The sequence below is a fragment of the Planococcus salinus genome, from assembly GCF_003719725.1.
Classification (GTDB): Bacteria; Bacillota; Bacilli; order Bacillales_A; family Planococcaceae; genus Planococcus; species Planococcus salinus.
In genome coordinates, this window is sequence record NZ_RIAX01000003.1 from 13927 (window position 1) to 29525 (window position 15599).

General features: G+C 48.0%; 10 protein-coding genes. 2 read left to right on the forward strand and 8 right to left on the reverse strand.

The genetic code is table 11. The features are described from left to right. Window positions 1-188 precede the first annotated feature (188 nt). Together EEX84_RS04875 and murJ are read left to right on the forward strand one after the other, a co-directional pair. On the forward strand, window positions 189-1364 hold the full coding sequence (locus EEX84_RS04875) for a glycosyltransferase family 4 protein (protein WP_338048367.1): 1176 nt from the start codon (window positions 189-191) through the stop codon (window positions 1362-1364). A gap of 78 nt (window positions 1365-1442) precedes the next feature. Then, complete coding sequence (gene murJ, locus EEX84_RS04880; RefSeq protein WP_123164488.1) at window positions 1443-2963, forward strand: murein biosynthesis integral membrane protein MurJ; 1521 nt, start codon at window positions 1443-1445, stop codon at window positions 2961-2963. Window positions 2964-3405: 442 nt separating this feature from the next. Here the strand turns inward: murJ and EEX84_RS04890 are convergent, their stop codons facing one another. From EEX84_RS04890 to EEX84_RS04925, 8 genes are all read right to left on the reverse strand, one after another. Then, entirely contained in the window at window positions 3406-5430 is a 2025-nt protein-coding gene (locus tag EEX84_RS04890) for an S-layer homology domain-containing protein (protein ID WP_123164490.1), read from the reverse strand. A gap of 334 nt (window positions 5431-5764) precedes the next feature. Next, window positions 5765-6844 carry a TRAP transporter substrate-binding protein gene (locus EEX84_RS04895; RefSeq protein WP_123164491.1) on the reverse strand — a complete coding sequence of 360 codons (1080 nt, stop codon included), beginning with the start codon at window positions 6842-6844 and terminating at the stop codon, window positions 5765-5767. A 109-nt stretch (window positions 6845-6953) separates the two neighbouring features. Continuing rightward, on the reverse strand, window positions 6954-8231 hold the full coding sequence (locus EEX84_RS04900) for a TRAP transporter large permease (RefSeq protein ID WP_123164492.1): 1278 nt from the start codon (window positions 8229-8231) through the stop codon (window positions 6954-6956). A gap of 29 nt (window positions 8232-8260) precedes the next feature. Then, window positions 8261-8758, reverse strand: a complete 498-nt coding sequence (locus EEX84_RS04905; protein WP_158599068.1) for a TRAP transporter small permease — start codon at window positions 8756-8758, stop codon at window positions 8261-8263. A gap of 80 nt (window positions 8759-8838) precedes the next feature. Beyond that, window positions 8839-9576 (reverse strand): maleate cis-trans isomerase family protein, encoded by a 738-nt coding sequence (locus EEX84_RS04910; RefSeq protein WP_123164826.1) that lies wholly within the window; start codon window positions 9574-9576, stop codon window positions 8839-8841. A gap of 464 nt (window positions 9577-10040) precedes the next feature. Then, window positions 10041-11996, reverse strand: a complete 1956-nt coding sequence (locus EEX84_RS04915; RefSeq protein WP_123164494.1) for an S-layer homology domain-containing protein — start codon at window positions 11994-11996, stop codon at window positions 10041-10043. Window positions 11997-12228: 232 nt separating this feature from the next. After that, window positions 12229-13290, reverse strand: coding sequence for a C40 family peptidase (locus EEX84_RS04920; RefSeq protein ID WP_240033917.1), 1062 nt, complete (start codon window positions 13288-13290; stop codon window positions 12229-12231). A 352-nt stretch (window positions 13291-13642) separates the two neighbouring features. Then, on the reverse strand, window positions 13643-15541 hold the full coding sequence (locus EEX84_RS04925) for a S8 family peptidase (RefSeq protein ID WP_123164495.1): 1899 nt from the start codon (window positions 15539-15541) through the stop codon (window positions 13643-13645). Window positions 15542-15599: the final 58 nt, after the last annotated feature.

Genomic DNA, 15599 nt, shown 5'->3' on the forward strand with positions numbered 1-15599 from the left:
CGGAGCGACGCGAGCTGAAGACCCCGCAGGAAGCGAGTTGGGCAAAAGCAATTTGCCCAACTCGTTTGCGACGAAGCTAGCGCAGCGATGCAGGAGCACCGTTCTTTTCAGTGACGAGGAGGCTGAAGCCGTGCCCGCGGAAAGCGTCCGCCTGAAGCGATTTCTTCAATAGATAAGGAAGGAACTGAATGATGAAAATTTTATTGGCTACGACTTATGATTATCCGCATTTGGGCGGCTTGTCGACGCATATGACGACGCTGAAGACGGGTCTTGAAAAACTGGGGCACACGGTCGAGACGTTGTCATTTACTGATGTCGCTAAATGGCGTCGTGACTGGATTGCGCGTGCTCCGTCGTTTTTATTGAACAAAGCCTCTTTGGGTGCCGGTTATGTCTGGACGTTGAACCGCCGCCAGGGATTTTTGGAAGATATGCTGAAAGATGAGAAGTACCAGTCGTTCGACCTCGTCAACGGACAGGATGTTTTTGCGACGCGCGCTTCGATCAATGTCGGCTTGCCGACGGTTACGACGACGCACGGTTATTTGACGTACGAAGGCATTTCGAAAGGATCTGTCGGCGAAGACAGCAAACACAAACAAAGATTGCTGGACGTCGAGTTCAGCATGTACAAGAAAACGCGTGCCGTCATCACGGTGGATACGCGCATCAAAGAATACATCAAGCGTGAAACAGGCGTCGAAGCGACGATGATCAAAAACTTCATCAACGTCGAAGACTTTAAGCCGGAAGTGGAGCGCCGCGCGGAATTCCGCGACAAATACAAGTTCTCGCAGGATGAATTGATTTTCTTCATTCCCCGCAGGTTGACGAAGAAAAACGGTGTGATTTATCCGATTTTGTCGTTTCCTCCTGTGCTGGAGAAATACCCGAATGCCCGGTTGGTGTTCGCGGGTACCGGTGAAATGATGGATACGATGAAAGCGAAAGCGAAAGAATTGGGCATCGCGGATCGTGTGACGATGCTCGGCGCTGTTGATCACAAAGACATGATTCAATATTACGCGCTGAGTGATGTGGCGCTCGTCCCTTCCATTTACTCGTCGGGTGTCGAAGAAGCGACGTCGATTTCCGCGCTGGAAGCGATGGGCTCGGGTATTCCGTTGATTGCCTGCGCTGTTGGCGGCCTGAAGGAAATCGTCGATCATGAAAAAGACGGCTTGCTCGTCGAAGAACAGAATGTCGAAGATTTGACGAATGCGATGATCCACTTGCTGGATGAACCGGAATTCGGCCAAAGACTGGCAAAGGCCGCCCGCGAGAAAATCGTCGCGGAGTACTCGCATTTTGCGGCAGCCGAGAAATACGAAGCCATTTACAAACAAGCATTGAAAAAATGAGTTTCGGGCGAGAGGAGACCGTTCCTTTCGCCTATTTGAATTGTGTGCGTGCCAGGCACCCGGAAAGAAGGGAAATTGATGTCGAGTCTTAAAAAAGCGGCGATCTGGACGACAGGGCTTGCGCTGCTGTTGAAATTGTCCGGCTTTCTGCGCGAATCGATCGTGGCGAGGGAGTTCGGAGCGTCTGATGCGACAGATGGCTACTTTCTGGCGTTTTCGTTCATCACGCTGGTCGTGGCGATGATTGCGACCGGATTCAATAATGTTTTCCTGCCGATGTATATTAAACGAAGGCAGGACGGTACAGGCGCAACCGAAAATAACGCCAATGCCTTGCTGAACTGGACGATGATCATTTTCATCGGCGTGTCGGTCGCCGGCTGGTTTTCCGCCGAATGGCTCGTGCCGTTCGTTTACCGCAGCATGACGCCTGGAGCGGAAGCCATAGCGGTGGAAATGACTGAAGTGTTTTTCATCTTTATGGTGTTCATCGCGCTCGCCGGCCTGCTGGAATCGTATTTACAGTCACGCCGTATTTTCGTTCCGACATTGGTGTCGAAACTGCTGGCTACCTTGATGGCCGCTGTTTTCGCCCTGCTGTTCAGTGATGTATGGGGCATCTATTCCGTTGCGTATGGCTTTGTGTTCGGAACCATCGTCGGTGCGGCCATCCAGGTGTTTTACTTGATCAAATCGGATTATTCGTGGAAGCCGACACTGCAGATGGAATCGGATTTCCGCAAAGCGTTTTTGGTTTTGATCGTCCCTTCCCTGCTGAATTCTGTGGTGGGGCAAGTGAATTTATTCGTCAATAAAGCCTTTGCTTCCGGTACGGGATTTGAAGGCGCGGTCACGTATTTGAACTACTCGCAGCTGATCGTCAGTATCCCGAACGCCATTTATGCGGCGACGTTGGCGGCCATCATCTTCACATTGATGAGCGAACAGACGAATGATTTCGCGAAGTTCAAAGATACGGTGTTCCGTGGCATGGAGATTTCGTTTGTGACGCTCGTGCCGATTGCGGTCGGCTTGCTCGTCGTCGGTGACGCGGCTATTGCGTTCATCTATGAGCGCGGGGCGTTTACGGAAGCTGACACGGCCAACACACACATTGCATTATTGTTTTACTTGCCGATCATCATTTTCCAGGGCATGCAACTGATTTTGTCGAAGTCGATGTACGCACGCGGCAAAACGGCCGTCGTGTTCAAGATTTCGGTGACGACGATTCTGGTCAACCTGGTGTTGAACTGGCTGCTCGTCGACCGTTTCGGCTACGTCGCCTTGGCGTTCGCCGCGTCGGTCGTGTCGATTTACTATTTCACGATTTCGATGATCGTCGTCTACAGTGACCTGGGCATGGATCAATTCAAGCGCTTCGCGTCGATGGCCATTCGCGTCATCCTGCCGGCTGCCGTCATGGGGCTGGTCGTGGCGCTCGCAAAAATTGGTTTGGGTGCGAATGAATGGTATTCACTTGTGCAGCTGGCTGTGCTCGTGCCAATCGGTGTCTTTGTTTATGCGGTGATGCTGCGCTTTGTGCATCCGGAAGGTTTCAAGCGTTTCCTCGGATTGTTGAAGCGCGGGAAGAAATGATTTGTTGCTGAAGAAAGCCAGCCGCTTTTGCGGTTGGCTTTTTTGTATGTCTGCTTGCTGTATTTGCGCTCGACGTCGGAACTCGCGTGTGATTCGTCGGAACTCAACGGCGATCGGTCGGAACTCGCTTGTGATTCGTCGGAACTCAACGGCGATCGGTCGGAACTCAACACGGATTCGTCGGAATTCACCCTTCCCCCGTAAACCTGAAGAGGCCAGCCATTCGCCAAGGCGAATGGCGACAAAAGACGAAGATCAAGTACATCAAAGCGGCTGCGTCGGAATTCGTGTATGATTCGTCGGAACTCAACGGCGATCGGTCGGAACTCAACACGGATTCGTCGGAATTTATGCGCCACTGGTCGGAATTCACTTCCCCTGTCCAAACCACATCTTCCACGAAAAAAGCGTTCCGCCACGGCGGAACGCTTCTTCTATTCTCTTAATTGATCCGGTCGACCAAATCGGAATGGATCCAGCCGAAGCCGTTGTTTTTGTCATCCTGCGGGTTCAAGTCGGTCAGGACTTTGTACCAGACGGCACCATCAGAAGATTTCTGCTCTCCGACGATGACGACGGGGTAACCGAATGCGCTGCTGACACCAAGGTTATCGCGTTTGAATGTGTAGAGCAAATCTCCCTGGGGCGCATTGCGGACATTGGTGTTCGCTGTGTTCGTGATGCCCAGCTTGTATTTTCCGATGTCTTTCTGGCCCAGTGCCAGGTCGGCGCGGAACATATGGCCGCCCACTTTCGAGCCCCACGTTGGATCGGATGCGTAACTGACGTTGAAGCCTGTGGTTTTATTGCCCGGCGCTGCGCCGTTCGCATAAGCACCTGTCGGGTTGGCGTAATTACGGTTCATGTATTCGCGCGCAAACGCGTCGATGCTGTTTTCGGGTTTTGTGTAAACTGTGCCTTCATGCGGCGAACCGTCGAAAACGCGGATGCCGAACAAATTGTTTTTGTTTTGTGCATTGGCACTCATGCCATAGGCACTTTCGTGCATGGCGGCTGCCAGCATGAATAAGGCGTTGACATTGTATTTTTCCTGCATTTCGATAAAGTATTTCCCTTTTCCGATCAGCTTGGAACGGTTGACCGCATCCCGGTAAGTCCCGGAAGAACTGTTGAGCGACTTCAGGCGGTCCATCACAAAGCGGTCCAGTTCAGCTGCCGTGTAACTGGTTTTTGTGCGGACGGATTGATATTGGAAATACGGATAATGCACCACTTGCAAATGGCCTGCCGCATTGTTGAAATGGGCGCCGTCGTGGCTGTAATACTTTTCGTTTGGCGTCATTTCCGCTGGAGCCGGCCCTATGGAATGGCTGGCCAATGTTTTATTGACGTAATTATATTGGTAATGGTACAGCGTGCCCCATTGGTTGACCATGTAATAATCACGGTTATTAATCAGTTCATACGGAACGAAATCCACTTCGCTTTGTTTGACGTAGCCAATCGTGCCGCCCGCCTGCACTTTGACGAAACGGTCATTGGCATCGATATAGCGAAGTTCACGGCCGTGTTCCACATACGTCGCCTGCTTCTTGAATTCTGTATCGTAATAGATGGTCGTCACTTGCTTGACGCCGTTCAATACGCGGTCGCCATAGGCCAGACCGCTCTTGATGCGGATAACCTCATCACCTTTGTAAATGGCTTGTGCAGAAGGCGTGCTTTTAAATGATTCAGCGGCCGACAGGTATTCGTCATGGCCGTACTGCTGTCTGACCAATCTGCCATTTTCCACGTAGCCGAGGTAGTATTTGGAACTATTGGCTACTGGATCCGGTTTCGGAGTCGGCTTTTGCGGCTCTTCCGGTTCTTCCGGTGTTTCCGGCGCTGGAGCAGTTGTGCCTTCCTTCGCCATCAGGAAACGGTAGATAAATGCAGCAGCCTGCTCGCGCGTGGCATTCGCTTTCGGTTTGAATGAATTGTCGGGATAGCCATTGACGATCTGGTAATTGGCAATGTTGTAGAGAGCACTCAAAACAATCGATGACATGTCATCGGCATCCGTAAAATTCATTTCTTTCTTTTGGAGGTCCATTCTGCTGTACTCCAGCATATTTTCTATGGTCATCGCCACTTGTTCGCGTGTGATCAAGGCATTTGGAGCGAAACGGTCACGTGACAAACCGTCCATGATTCCTGCCGCATAGACTTTCCCCACTTCTCTGCCAAGTTTCGTGTTGGGATTAACATCCTTGAAGGCGTGACTTCCTGCCGGCAAATTGAGCGCACGGCTGATGAACGCCGCAAACTGTTCACGGGTCACATTTTCCTGCGGGCGGTATGTACCGTCTGTATAACCTGTCAAAATTCCGCGGTCGATCATTTCCTTCATTTCTTTTTCCAGTGCACTCCCGGGCGCGATATCATTGGCATGACTCGCCGAAGCAAAACCAAAAATGCTTGTTACCAGTAATAAAGAAGCGAGTAGCTTAGCGAATAATTGCATTTTGTCCTCCTAAGTTGTATTTTTATAAAAATAAATCCATCTTTTGTTAGTTTATAACATTTATCTGTCAAAAAGAAGGAGTTTTAAATGAAATTTTCAGAAAGAGACCATATGGCTGATAAAAATACAGGATTTTTATAAAATAACACTTACAGCAGTACGATATACCTCCTTTTTACCGCAAGTTATTGCCTGCCTCCGTGCTTTCGCCCACACAAAAAGGCCGGCATTTGCCGGCCTTTAAATTGTGCATGTGCCTGGCACGCGCTCAACTTTGCCTGATGAAATGTTGTCTGCAAAGTATATAGCAAATGCCTGGCGTCAAATGAACTGTTTAGTTCAACTCTTCTTCAGCAGCTTCGATGTCTGCTTCGATCGTCTCGAGAATTTCCTGTGCCCCTTCGCCGCCACTTTCAACATAGGCGTCACGGACAGGAGCAGAAAGTTCCTTGAAAGCGTCCCGTTGTTCCGTTGTCAGTTCGATGATTTCAATATCGGATTTCTCAATTTCTGCCATAGCTTTTTCCTGTTCTTCCTGCTGCATTGTAAACGACCAGTCATTCACTTCCTGGATCGTATCTTCGATGAGCGTTTGGTCTTCTTCAGCTAATGTGGAGAACCAGTCGGAATTGGCCACAGTGACCGTTGTGTAAATATGGTGTTTCGAATCCATCAAGTAATCCTGCACTTCATAGAAATTACTGCTGTAAATATAGAACAATGGGTTTTCCTGGCCATCGATCCCGCCGGTCTGAAGCATGGTATAAATTTCACCCGAGTCGGTCCCTTGTGGATCCGCACCCATTTGGCGGTAAGATTCCATGATCAAGTCGGTCGGCATTCCGCGCATTTTCATGCCTTTCATGTCTTCCGGTTCAGTAATCGGCTTATTGGCCGTCCAGTACATGAATCCTTCCAGCCAGAATTTGAACGGCTTCAAACCTTTTTCCTCATATTTTTCAGCCAGCGTGCCGTACAGCGCTTCACTTTCATCCAATACTTTCTTGTTCACTTCCATGTTATCGGAAAAAAGGAATGGAACTGCCATAATCTGTGTTTGTGGAATGATCGTCCCTGTGAACCCTGGAGACGAAATAGCGAAGTCGATGGCACCTGTCTGCAGCTGCGTGAACATATCGCTGTTTCCACCAAGCGTTCCTGCCGTATACACATCCACTGTGATCCGGCCATCCGTCTGTTCTTCTACACGGTTCTTGAATTCATTGACATACAGATCCTGCACGTCGCCTTGCCCTTCTTCATGTGCAAAGCGGATATTAATATTTTCGTCTCCTGAAGAAGCGCTCTCTCCGCCGTCTCCACTGCCTTCCTCAGACCCTCCGCCGCAAGCCATTAAAACCATGGACGCTAGAAATAAAACCAGAAAAAGACTCATCTTTTTTTTCGTAAACATAAAATTCCCCCTTATTGTATTGGTGTTAACTGAATTCGTTTGGTGCGAAGTCAATTAATGGATAAGACCACTCCTCCCTGTTTGCCATTTCCGGACAGCGCTTCAGCCGCTAAAAAATATAACGGTAAGCGATAATGATGTCCGGGTACAGAATCAAAATGACATTGACGATCATAAAGATGATGATGTACGGGAAAACCCCTTTGACCACTTCCATGTAGGGTTTGTTGAATACCGCACAAGCCGTGAAAATATTAACGCCAAAAGGCGGTGTAACCGTTCCGAGTGTCGCTTGCATCGTGACCAGGATACCGATGACGACCGGGTCGATGCCCATCTGGGAAGCCAGCGGGAAAAAGATCGGCGTCAATACCGCAATTGCCACGAGTGAGTCGACAAACATACAGGAAACCAGGAAAAACAAAGACATGATAATCAATACTTGAAGCTGTGTCGGATCATTTCCAAGAACGGTTTCGGTCAATGCCTGCGGAATCCGCAGATACGAAATAATCCATGAAAATGCCCCGCCTGCAGCCAATAAGATAAAAACAATACTGGTGACAACGCCTGTGGAAGCGGCGATCGGGAAAAGATCCCTCACTTTCACTTCCCGGAAAACGATCACTTCCAAAATGAACGCGTAAAGAACCGAGAATGCGGCTGCTTCCGTCGGACTGAACACGCCCGAGTAGATGCCGCCCAAGATGATGATTGGAAAACCGAATGTCAGAATCGCTCCACGGAGTGATTTGAACCGCTGGGACCAAGTTGTTTTTGGCTCGACCGGAATTTTCCGGCGTATGGCAATGATGTATTCATAGAGCGCAAAACCAAGAAAGATGAATATCCCCGGAATTACCCCTGCGATAAACAAATCGCCTACTGATGTGCCCGTCAGCATCCCGTAATAGATCATCACAATACTCGGCGGAATCAAAATGGCGATGCCTGCTGAGTTTACGATCAGTCCCATGATATGGGAATCTTTGTAGCCATATTGCAGTGCGCGGTTGCGCATCGGCGGTCCGATTGCCGCAATGGTCGCCTGGGACGAGCCCGAAACCGACCCGAACAATGTACTGGTGGCAGCCGTCACAATTCCCGTACCGCCCCGAATATGGCCGATGATGTCTCTGACAAAATCCAGCAGCCGGTTGGCTGTCTGGCCACGGACAATAATGTCGGCGGCAAAGATGAACATCGGAATCGCGAGCAGGACATATGCTTCGACGCTGCTGATCATCTGCTGCACAAAAACGATATAATCAAGATGGGGTGCCATTGTCATCATCATGATAAGTCCCGTCGCAATCAACACAATCATAATCGGGAAATTCAGGAACAACATAATGAATAATATGGCCATTATCGCCCATAACGTCATGTTTTTTCCCCCTCTCTATTTCTGGTCGGTCAACTCTCTGTTTTTCCTCTGAAACCGGTGATGTTGACGATAAAGTCAGTCAAATACCGGAGGAAAGCGATAAAAAATCCGAGCGGCACAACGGCCATGACCAAATAAACCGGCATTCGGAGAATTGTCGTCACCTGTCCGATTTCCTGTAAATGGGCCACATACTGGAACGCAAGATAGGAAACGAAAATCATCACGGCCGCTGACACGATGTCGATAAACAGCCGAAGGATCCGCTGGAACTTTTTAGGCAATAAATCAAAAAATCCGGACATCTCGATGTGCATCCCTTTCCGCGCGGCATAGCCGATTCCCATAAAAGTGAGAACCACAATCGCCAATTGCCCGATTTCTTCCGAAAATCCCCAGCTCCTGCTGAAGAAATAGCGGCTGACTGCATTCCCCACCAGCATGAGACTCATTAAAATCGTTGTTACGCTTAAGACAGTCATTTCAATTTTGGACCAGACTCTGTCAATTCGATCGAATACATTCATACTTTCCTCACCACCTGGTTTGTTTAGAAACAGTTTCTTACTCATCGCTCCTGTCTTTCCTTCATCCTTTTATGAAAGCTTTACAGTTGAAACAAACTTCCGAATCCCCGGATATCCGCTTTGATCCCAGCCAACTGCAGGCTGTGCCAAAACGTTGCCTGGTTGGCCGATATGACCGGTTTTCCCAGATCCGCTTCCAATACCTCGAGCACGCGCACCGTCGTCAATCCTGTACAGGCGATAAACACCGCTTCCGCGTCTTTTGTGTCCGCTTGTTTCGCCAATCGGTAGACGGTTTCGATGCTTTGATGGGAAATATCGTAATCATTGGCCATTCCAAGCCCCAACATGTTTTCAACCGAAAAGCCGCTGTCTTCGAAAAAATTGACGGCACGATTGTTGATGGCCTCTTCATACGGAGTGGCGATGGCGATTTTCCGCATATTGAATGCCTGGAGCGCCTTTAAAACTGCCGTAATCGTCGTTGTACACGGAATGCCGTTTGCCAATGCTTCCATTTGGCGGATCAGCTGCTGGTCATAGCCGACGCCATTGGTAAAACTGCCGCTCGTACAGCCAAATGCAATAGCATCCAATGGAGCCTGCGCCAGCAATTTTGCTGCTTTGACCGCATCTTCTCCGACCGTACAGACATCGTTCAAAGAAAAATTCGTGGGATCGTCCGATAAAGCGACGCGTGTGGTATGAGTGGTAACACCAGGAGGCGCCATATCTGCATATTCGGCTTCCATCGACCAGGCGGAAGCGATATAAATCAACCCTAACTGGCCTCTCCATCCATAAGGTAACTGGTTCATAGCCATCGCCTTCCATTCCTTGTATTTGCTAGCGGCCATTGAATGAAATAAGTTATTATGTAAGTCAAAGTAAAAAATGGAAATCCCACCAGAGAGAATTCGATAAAGAAAAGATATGAACGGAATTTTAACGGCGGCTTTAAGGCCGAAGAGAAGAAAATCTGTGGATGGCTTAAGACATTTTTGCATGTCTGCGATTAAAAATTCTTCGTTTCTTTTGACCCAGTTACCGTGACTTTGGTACAAGGAAACTTTATAACCACTCTAAACATACTTCTAACATATGTCAATATTGTCTGAATTGTGTTCGAATTTTTCATGACTCCCTTTGTGCTCGCTTTCCGCTTAAGACTCTGCTCTCACCAGCCTTTTCGTCTTCTCTAAAAAAATTTTTGAATTGGGAATGAAAAGCAAAAAAAAGACCGGCAGATGCCGATCTTTTTTTCCAACCCGTTACTTATGCCTTACTTGATTTTGTTGATTTTGTCGATCAAATTGGCTTGAATCCAGCCGATGCCATTGTAGTCATCGTCTTCCGCTTTCAGATCGGAAATCACCTGATACCACAATTCGCCGTTTGAGCCGATTTGTTCGTCCAATATGACGACTGGATAACCGAATGCATTGTCGATGCCTACTTCTGTACGACCGAATTCATACAGAAGAATTTGATCAGTTCCCGCCATAGCACGTACATTGGTGCTCGGCGTGTTGCTGAGGCCCAGCTGGTGCTCGTTGATGTCTTTTTGTCCGAGCGCTTTATCGGCCCGGTACATATGCCCGGCCACTTTGGAGCCCCACGCCGGGTCGGACGCATACATGACATTGATGCCCGTTGTTTTATTGCCGGGAGCGGCTCCTTTATAGAACCCGATGGAATGCGTATCGGCATAGCTGCGGTTCATGTAAGTGTCCGCAAAGTCTTCGATGCTTTCCTGCGGCGTCGCATAAACTTTGCCTTTTTCTGTTTGGTTGTCATAAACTTCGATGCCATACAGATTATTGAGTTTTTGCGCTTTCGAACTTGTGCCGTACGAACTTTCGTGCATCGCTGCCGCCAGCAGGAACAAGGCATTAATATTGTGCTTGTCCTGCATCTCAATGAAGAATTCACCCATACCGACCAATTTGGATTGTGCCAGAGCTTGTTCCGCATTGTTCAGTTCGTTTAAACGTTCTACGATATAACGGTCCAGCTCGTCCCCCGTGTAATTTGTTGTTGTGCGCACCGACTGATACTGGAAATACGGATAATGCGTGATTTTACTGCTGCCATCCTGCGCTTCAAAATGTACGCCGTCCAAGCTGTCGTATTTGACACCTGTTTTCATGTCAGCAGGAGCCGGCCCGATGGGATAAGCGGTTTCCGGCTTGTTGCTGGCGTGATTGTATTGGCGATGAAACAGCTCACCTGAAACGCTTTTCACGTAATAATCGTCGCCTGTCACCAACGACTCCGGAACCAGTTCCACTTCGTTTTGCTTCACGTAACCGATTGTTCCGCCGACCTGCACTTTGACATAGTCTTCGGTTGCATCAAGATACAGCATTTCCCGTCCAGGCTCGATATACGTCATCTGCTGTGACCTTGCAAACTCCGTCCCGGAATAAACCGTCGTCACTTCGGAAACGGTTTTTCCGTTGACGACCGTCGTGTGCGTTGCATCTCCATAGACGATTCCGTTTTTGATGCGGAAAATTTCGCCGCCTTTTACCAGTGCTTCAGCAGAAGCATCGCTCTCAAAAACGGCAGCAGCCGCTGCGTAAGTCTCATACCTCTCACGCTGTACCGTCAGTTTGTCATTTTCAACAGAAGCTACTGCATAACGATCGTCCGCCGCTTCTTTCGCTTCCAGGAAACGCGCGATAAATGTCGCTGCATGGCCGCGCGTGGCATTCAATTTAGGCTGAAAACTGCCGTCTGGAAAGCCAGCGACAATTTCGTACTGAGCGATGTTAAAAATCGCCTTCAATACATGGGACGTCATTTGGTCCTGATCGGTGAATTCCATGCGTTCGGCTTCAATCTCCATCCCGCTGTATTCCACCACTTTTTCAAGCGTCATGACCACTTGCTCACGGGTGATTTGTGCATCAGGTGCAAATCGCTGTTCCGATAAACCCTGCATGATTCCCGCTGCATACACTTTCCCCACTTCTTCTCCAAGCGCACTGTTCGTGCTGACATCGGTGAAAGGAAAATCGCCTTCCGGCAAATCCAGCGCCCGGCTGATGAACGCCGCGAACTGCTGCCGCGTGACCGGATCGCCCGCTCCGTAGGTCCCATCTGCGTAACCATTGATAATTCCCCGGTCGGCCATTTCTTTCATGGCGTCATTGGCGTGACTCTGTGGAGCAAACGCGAACAAGCTGCCGGTTGCTGCAATCAAAACGATGAGTAATTTGGTTAATTTATTCATTTTTTTCCTCCTTAAATGTAATTTATTTTATTTATTACATTAATTATCATTTTAACGTAAAAAAAGGTTTAATGACAGGAAACAAGGGGAATGGAACTTTAACAACAGCTTAATCGTTCTATTACTTAACAAGAGCAGGATAAAGAAAAAAGCACCCGCCGTTTCGGCGGATGCTTATCGAGTTCCTACTATATATTATATCGAATGATAAAATCGGCAATTTGCATTCTTCTTATTTTGCTTCCATAGCACTGTAAAGTGCTGCAGCGAATTGGTCACGGTATGTGTCATGCTCGCCGTAGAATTTAGAAGCCTGGAACAGAGAAGTTTGGTCAATCGCTTTTAATGAAACGATTGCATCGTGTGCCCAGTAAGACGATGGCACATCCAAATATCTGGTAGAAGCCGTTTGAGCTTGAATTTGTTTTGACTCAGAAAGTTTGAATGCTCTTTCCAGAATCACTGCTAATTGTGTTCTTGAAAGTGTTTCATACATTCCGAACGATCCGTTTGTGAAACCTTGCAGGATTCCTGCTTCATTCATAGCTGCGATATCTTTTGCGAAAGAATGGCCGGAAGCCACATCGCTGAATTGTACTGGTGCGCTTGCTGACAATCCAAGTACGCGGTTGATCATGGCTGCTGCCTGTCCGCGCGTCACTTTTTCAGTCGGACGGAAATCCTGTCTTTCAAATCCGTTGATGACACCTGCCACGTTCAAGTTCTTGATCGCTTCATGAGCAGGATGCGAAGACGGTACATCAACAAAGTTGCCATCCGTCACAGCCGGAAGAGAAACCGGTTTTGGAGCGGCTGCCGGTGTTGCTCCTTGAACACTGCTCAAGCGTTTGGCGCCTGCGTATTTAGGTCCCCAGTAAGGGTTTGTGTTGATGTTGGAAATTCCAACTCCGCCGCTTTCTGCAGAGATAACATTTCCGTTTCCAAGATAAATTCCTGTATGTGAAATTCCTTTTTTATATGTGTTTGCGAAAAAGACCAAGTCGCCTTTTTGAAGGTTGTTTTTTGAAACAGAAGTTCCAACATTAAATTGTTCTGCAGACGTTCTTGGAAGTGAAATTCCAAAATGGTTGAATACATATCGGATGTAACCTGAGCAATCGAATCCTGAAGGGGTTGTCCCTCCAAATTTATATGGTACTCCTTTGAATTTCATAGCGTAATCAGCAATTGCATCTGGAGTTGCTGCGGCACTGGCATCGGCTTCAGTTGTCATTAGTGGACTAGCTGTAAACATCAGTACAGCGATCATCATTAGCATTATACGTTTTTTCAATTCGTCACCTCTATAAGTTGTTGGATCCTGATGTTGATCAGACACCGAATCATAAATTTATGTTGCAGTCCAGCTCGTCCGCTTTTTTGGCGTGCGTGCTTTCTTTTGTTAACCTGATTTAGATTCTATCAGATGAAATAGCAATATAACGTTACGGTTGTATTACATTTGTGTAACATTGTATTTTTTTAGGTTTAAAACAGGCCTAAATAGGTAAGTTAATAAAGTTGGACTGAATAATCAGTCATGTTTTTTTACGAAAAACTGCTAAAAAACATCAAAAAACCCTCGATTAGTTGTAATAATCGAGGGTTTTTATTAATTATTTTGCTTATTTTTCTGGTTCAATGTTTTATTGAAATAGGTTTTGGTTTTCCGCTCTTGCCATAAAAACACTGAATGAAAAGCGGTTCATGTAGCTGACGGGATCAAAATAGGCGGAACTGACACCGCGTGCAATGTCTTGCTGCGTCAATGCTTGGATGGCTTCGTAGCTGGCCATTCTGGAATGGACATCTTTGAAAGCCATTTGTTTTGTGTCATCGTAATCGAATCGATACGTATTCTGTATCAAAATCGCCATTTCCGCTCTTGTGACGGATTGATATGGTTTAAATGAACCATCCGGGAAACCATCAATAATCCCGGCTTCATAGGCTGACTGGATATAACCGGATGCTGAGTTATTGAAACTGACATCGGTAAAACGGGTATTGCGTTGTTTGCTGCTCAGGCCTTGTGCGCGGCCGATCAATGTCAGCGCTTCGGCACGTGTGATTTCTTTGCGTGGCTTAAAGGTGCCGTCAGTGTAGCCTTTCATCATATCGTGGCTGTAGAGATAACTGATATGAGGGGCGTACCAGGCGTTCATCGTGACATCCGGAAACGCCGGTTGTTTAACATCAAGCTTCAGTACTTCTGTCACTTTTTTGCCCTGCTGATCGGTATAGGCAAATTTGAATGAATACGTGCCAGCTGTTTTATAAAGTTCCCATTCTCCTGGTGCCGTTTCAGGGATCAGCGTATCCCCTTCTGACAAAGACCAGTTGGAAGCCAGTTGCTGGTTTTTCACCTGCAGCTGAATGCCCCCTTGGTTGATGGCCGCTTGAACATACGGCATGGTGGTTATTTGTTTCTGGTATTGCAGCAGGCCGTAACCGAATTGTTCGTCACGCCCGGGCAGTCCGAGGTCTTTTGCCGTATTTTGAATATAGGTTCTCAGCTTTTTATTGGACAACCCCGGGTATTGCTCCTGATAAAGTGCCAGCACACCTGTCACATGGGGAGCAGCCATCGAAGTACCGGTCATTTTCCGGTAGCCATCCTGGCGGTCATCCCATTCGTCCAGTTCTTTTGGATAAGTGCTGTAAATCTGCGTGCCGGGTGCCACCATTTCCAGTTCGGCTCCAATGGACGAATTCTGCTCTTTTGTCAAATTCGCATTCACTGCCCCAACCGCTATAACAGAAGAAAATTTTCCGGGATAGGTGATGCTGTTCCCTTCGACCAGCGACCCTTCGTTGCCGGCCGCGGACACTATCAGCATTCCTTGCTCATAAGCTTTTTGCAGCATCAACTCAAGCGGCCGGTCATTGACCGAAATGGAAATGCTCAAATTCAAAATGTCGATGTCATTCTGAATGGCCCACTCCACGCCTTTGGTGATTTGAGCAGTCGAACCCGCCCCTTTTTCGTTCATTGCCTTAATGGCGAATAAATCGACGCCCGGGGCGACGCCCATGATGCCGCTGTTGTTCTTCTGTGCAGCCAGAATGCCTGCCACATGCGTCCCGTGACCGAAATTATCGTCGTAGGAAACTCCCTGCGAACAAACTGCCGCCGTGCAGACGCCCCCTTTGATTTTCAGGTCCGGATGATCCGTATCAATTCCGGTGTCAAGCACCGCCACACGGACGCCTTTCCCTGTATAAGGACTGGTTTCTTTCGGCGTGCTTTTAATGATTCCAAATGACGGGGAAACCACGTCAGCCGCAGTTTCGTATTGCCGGTTTGGATAAACTTCCGCCGAAGAAAATTGCTGCTGCAACGCTTGCTTTTCGGAGTCGTTCAATTCCACTTCCACCAACGGCAGTTCTTCAAAGTGGGTGGCCACGTCCTGGAATTGCTTTTTGATTTCTTCCAGCTGCTCTTCGGATGCATACACTAAATATGTATGGGTTTCTTCCGCGTATATTTGCGAAGGCCCCACTAGTAAAGCGAATAAAAACAGTATCATTGCATAGCGTTTCATGAATCCCCCTCTTTTCTATGTATATACTTCATGATACCCCATGGAAATAAGTTTTGAA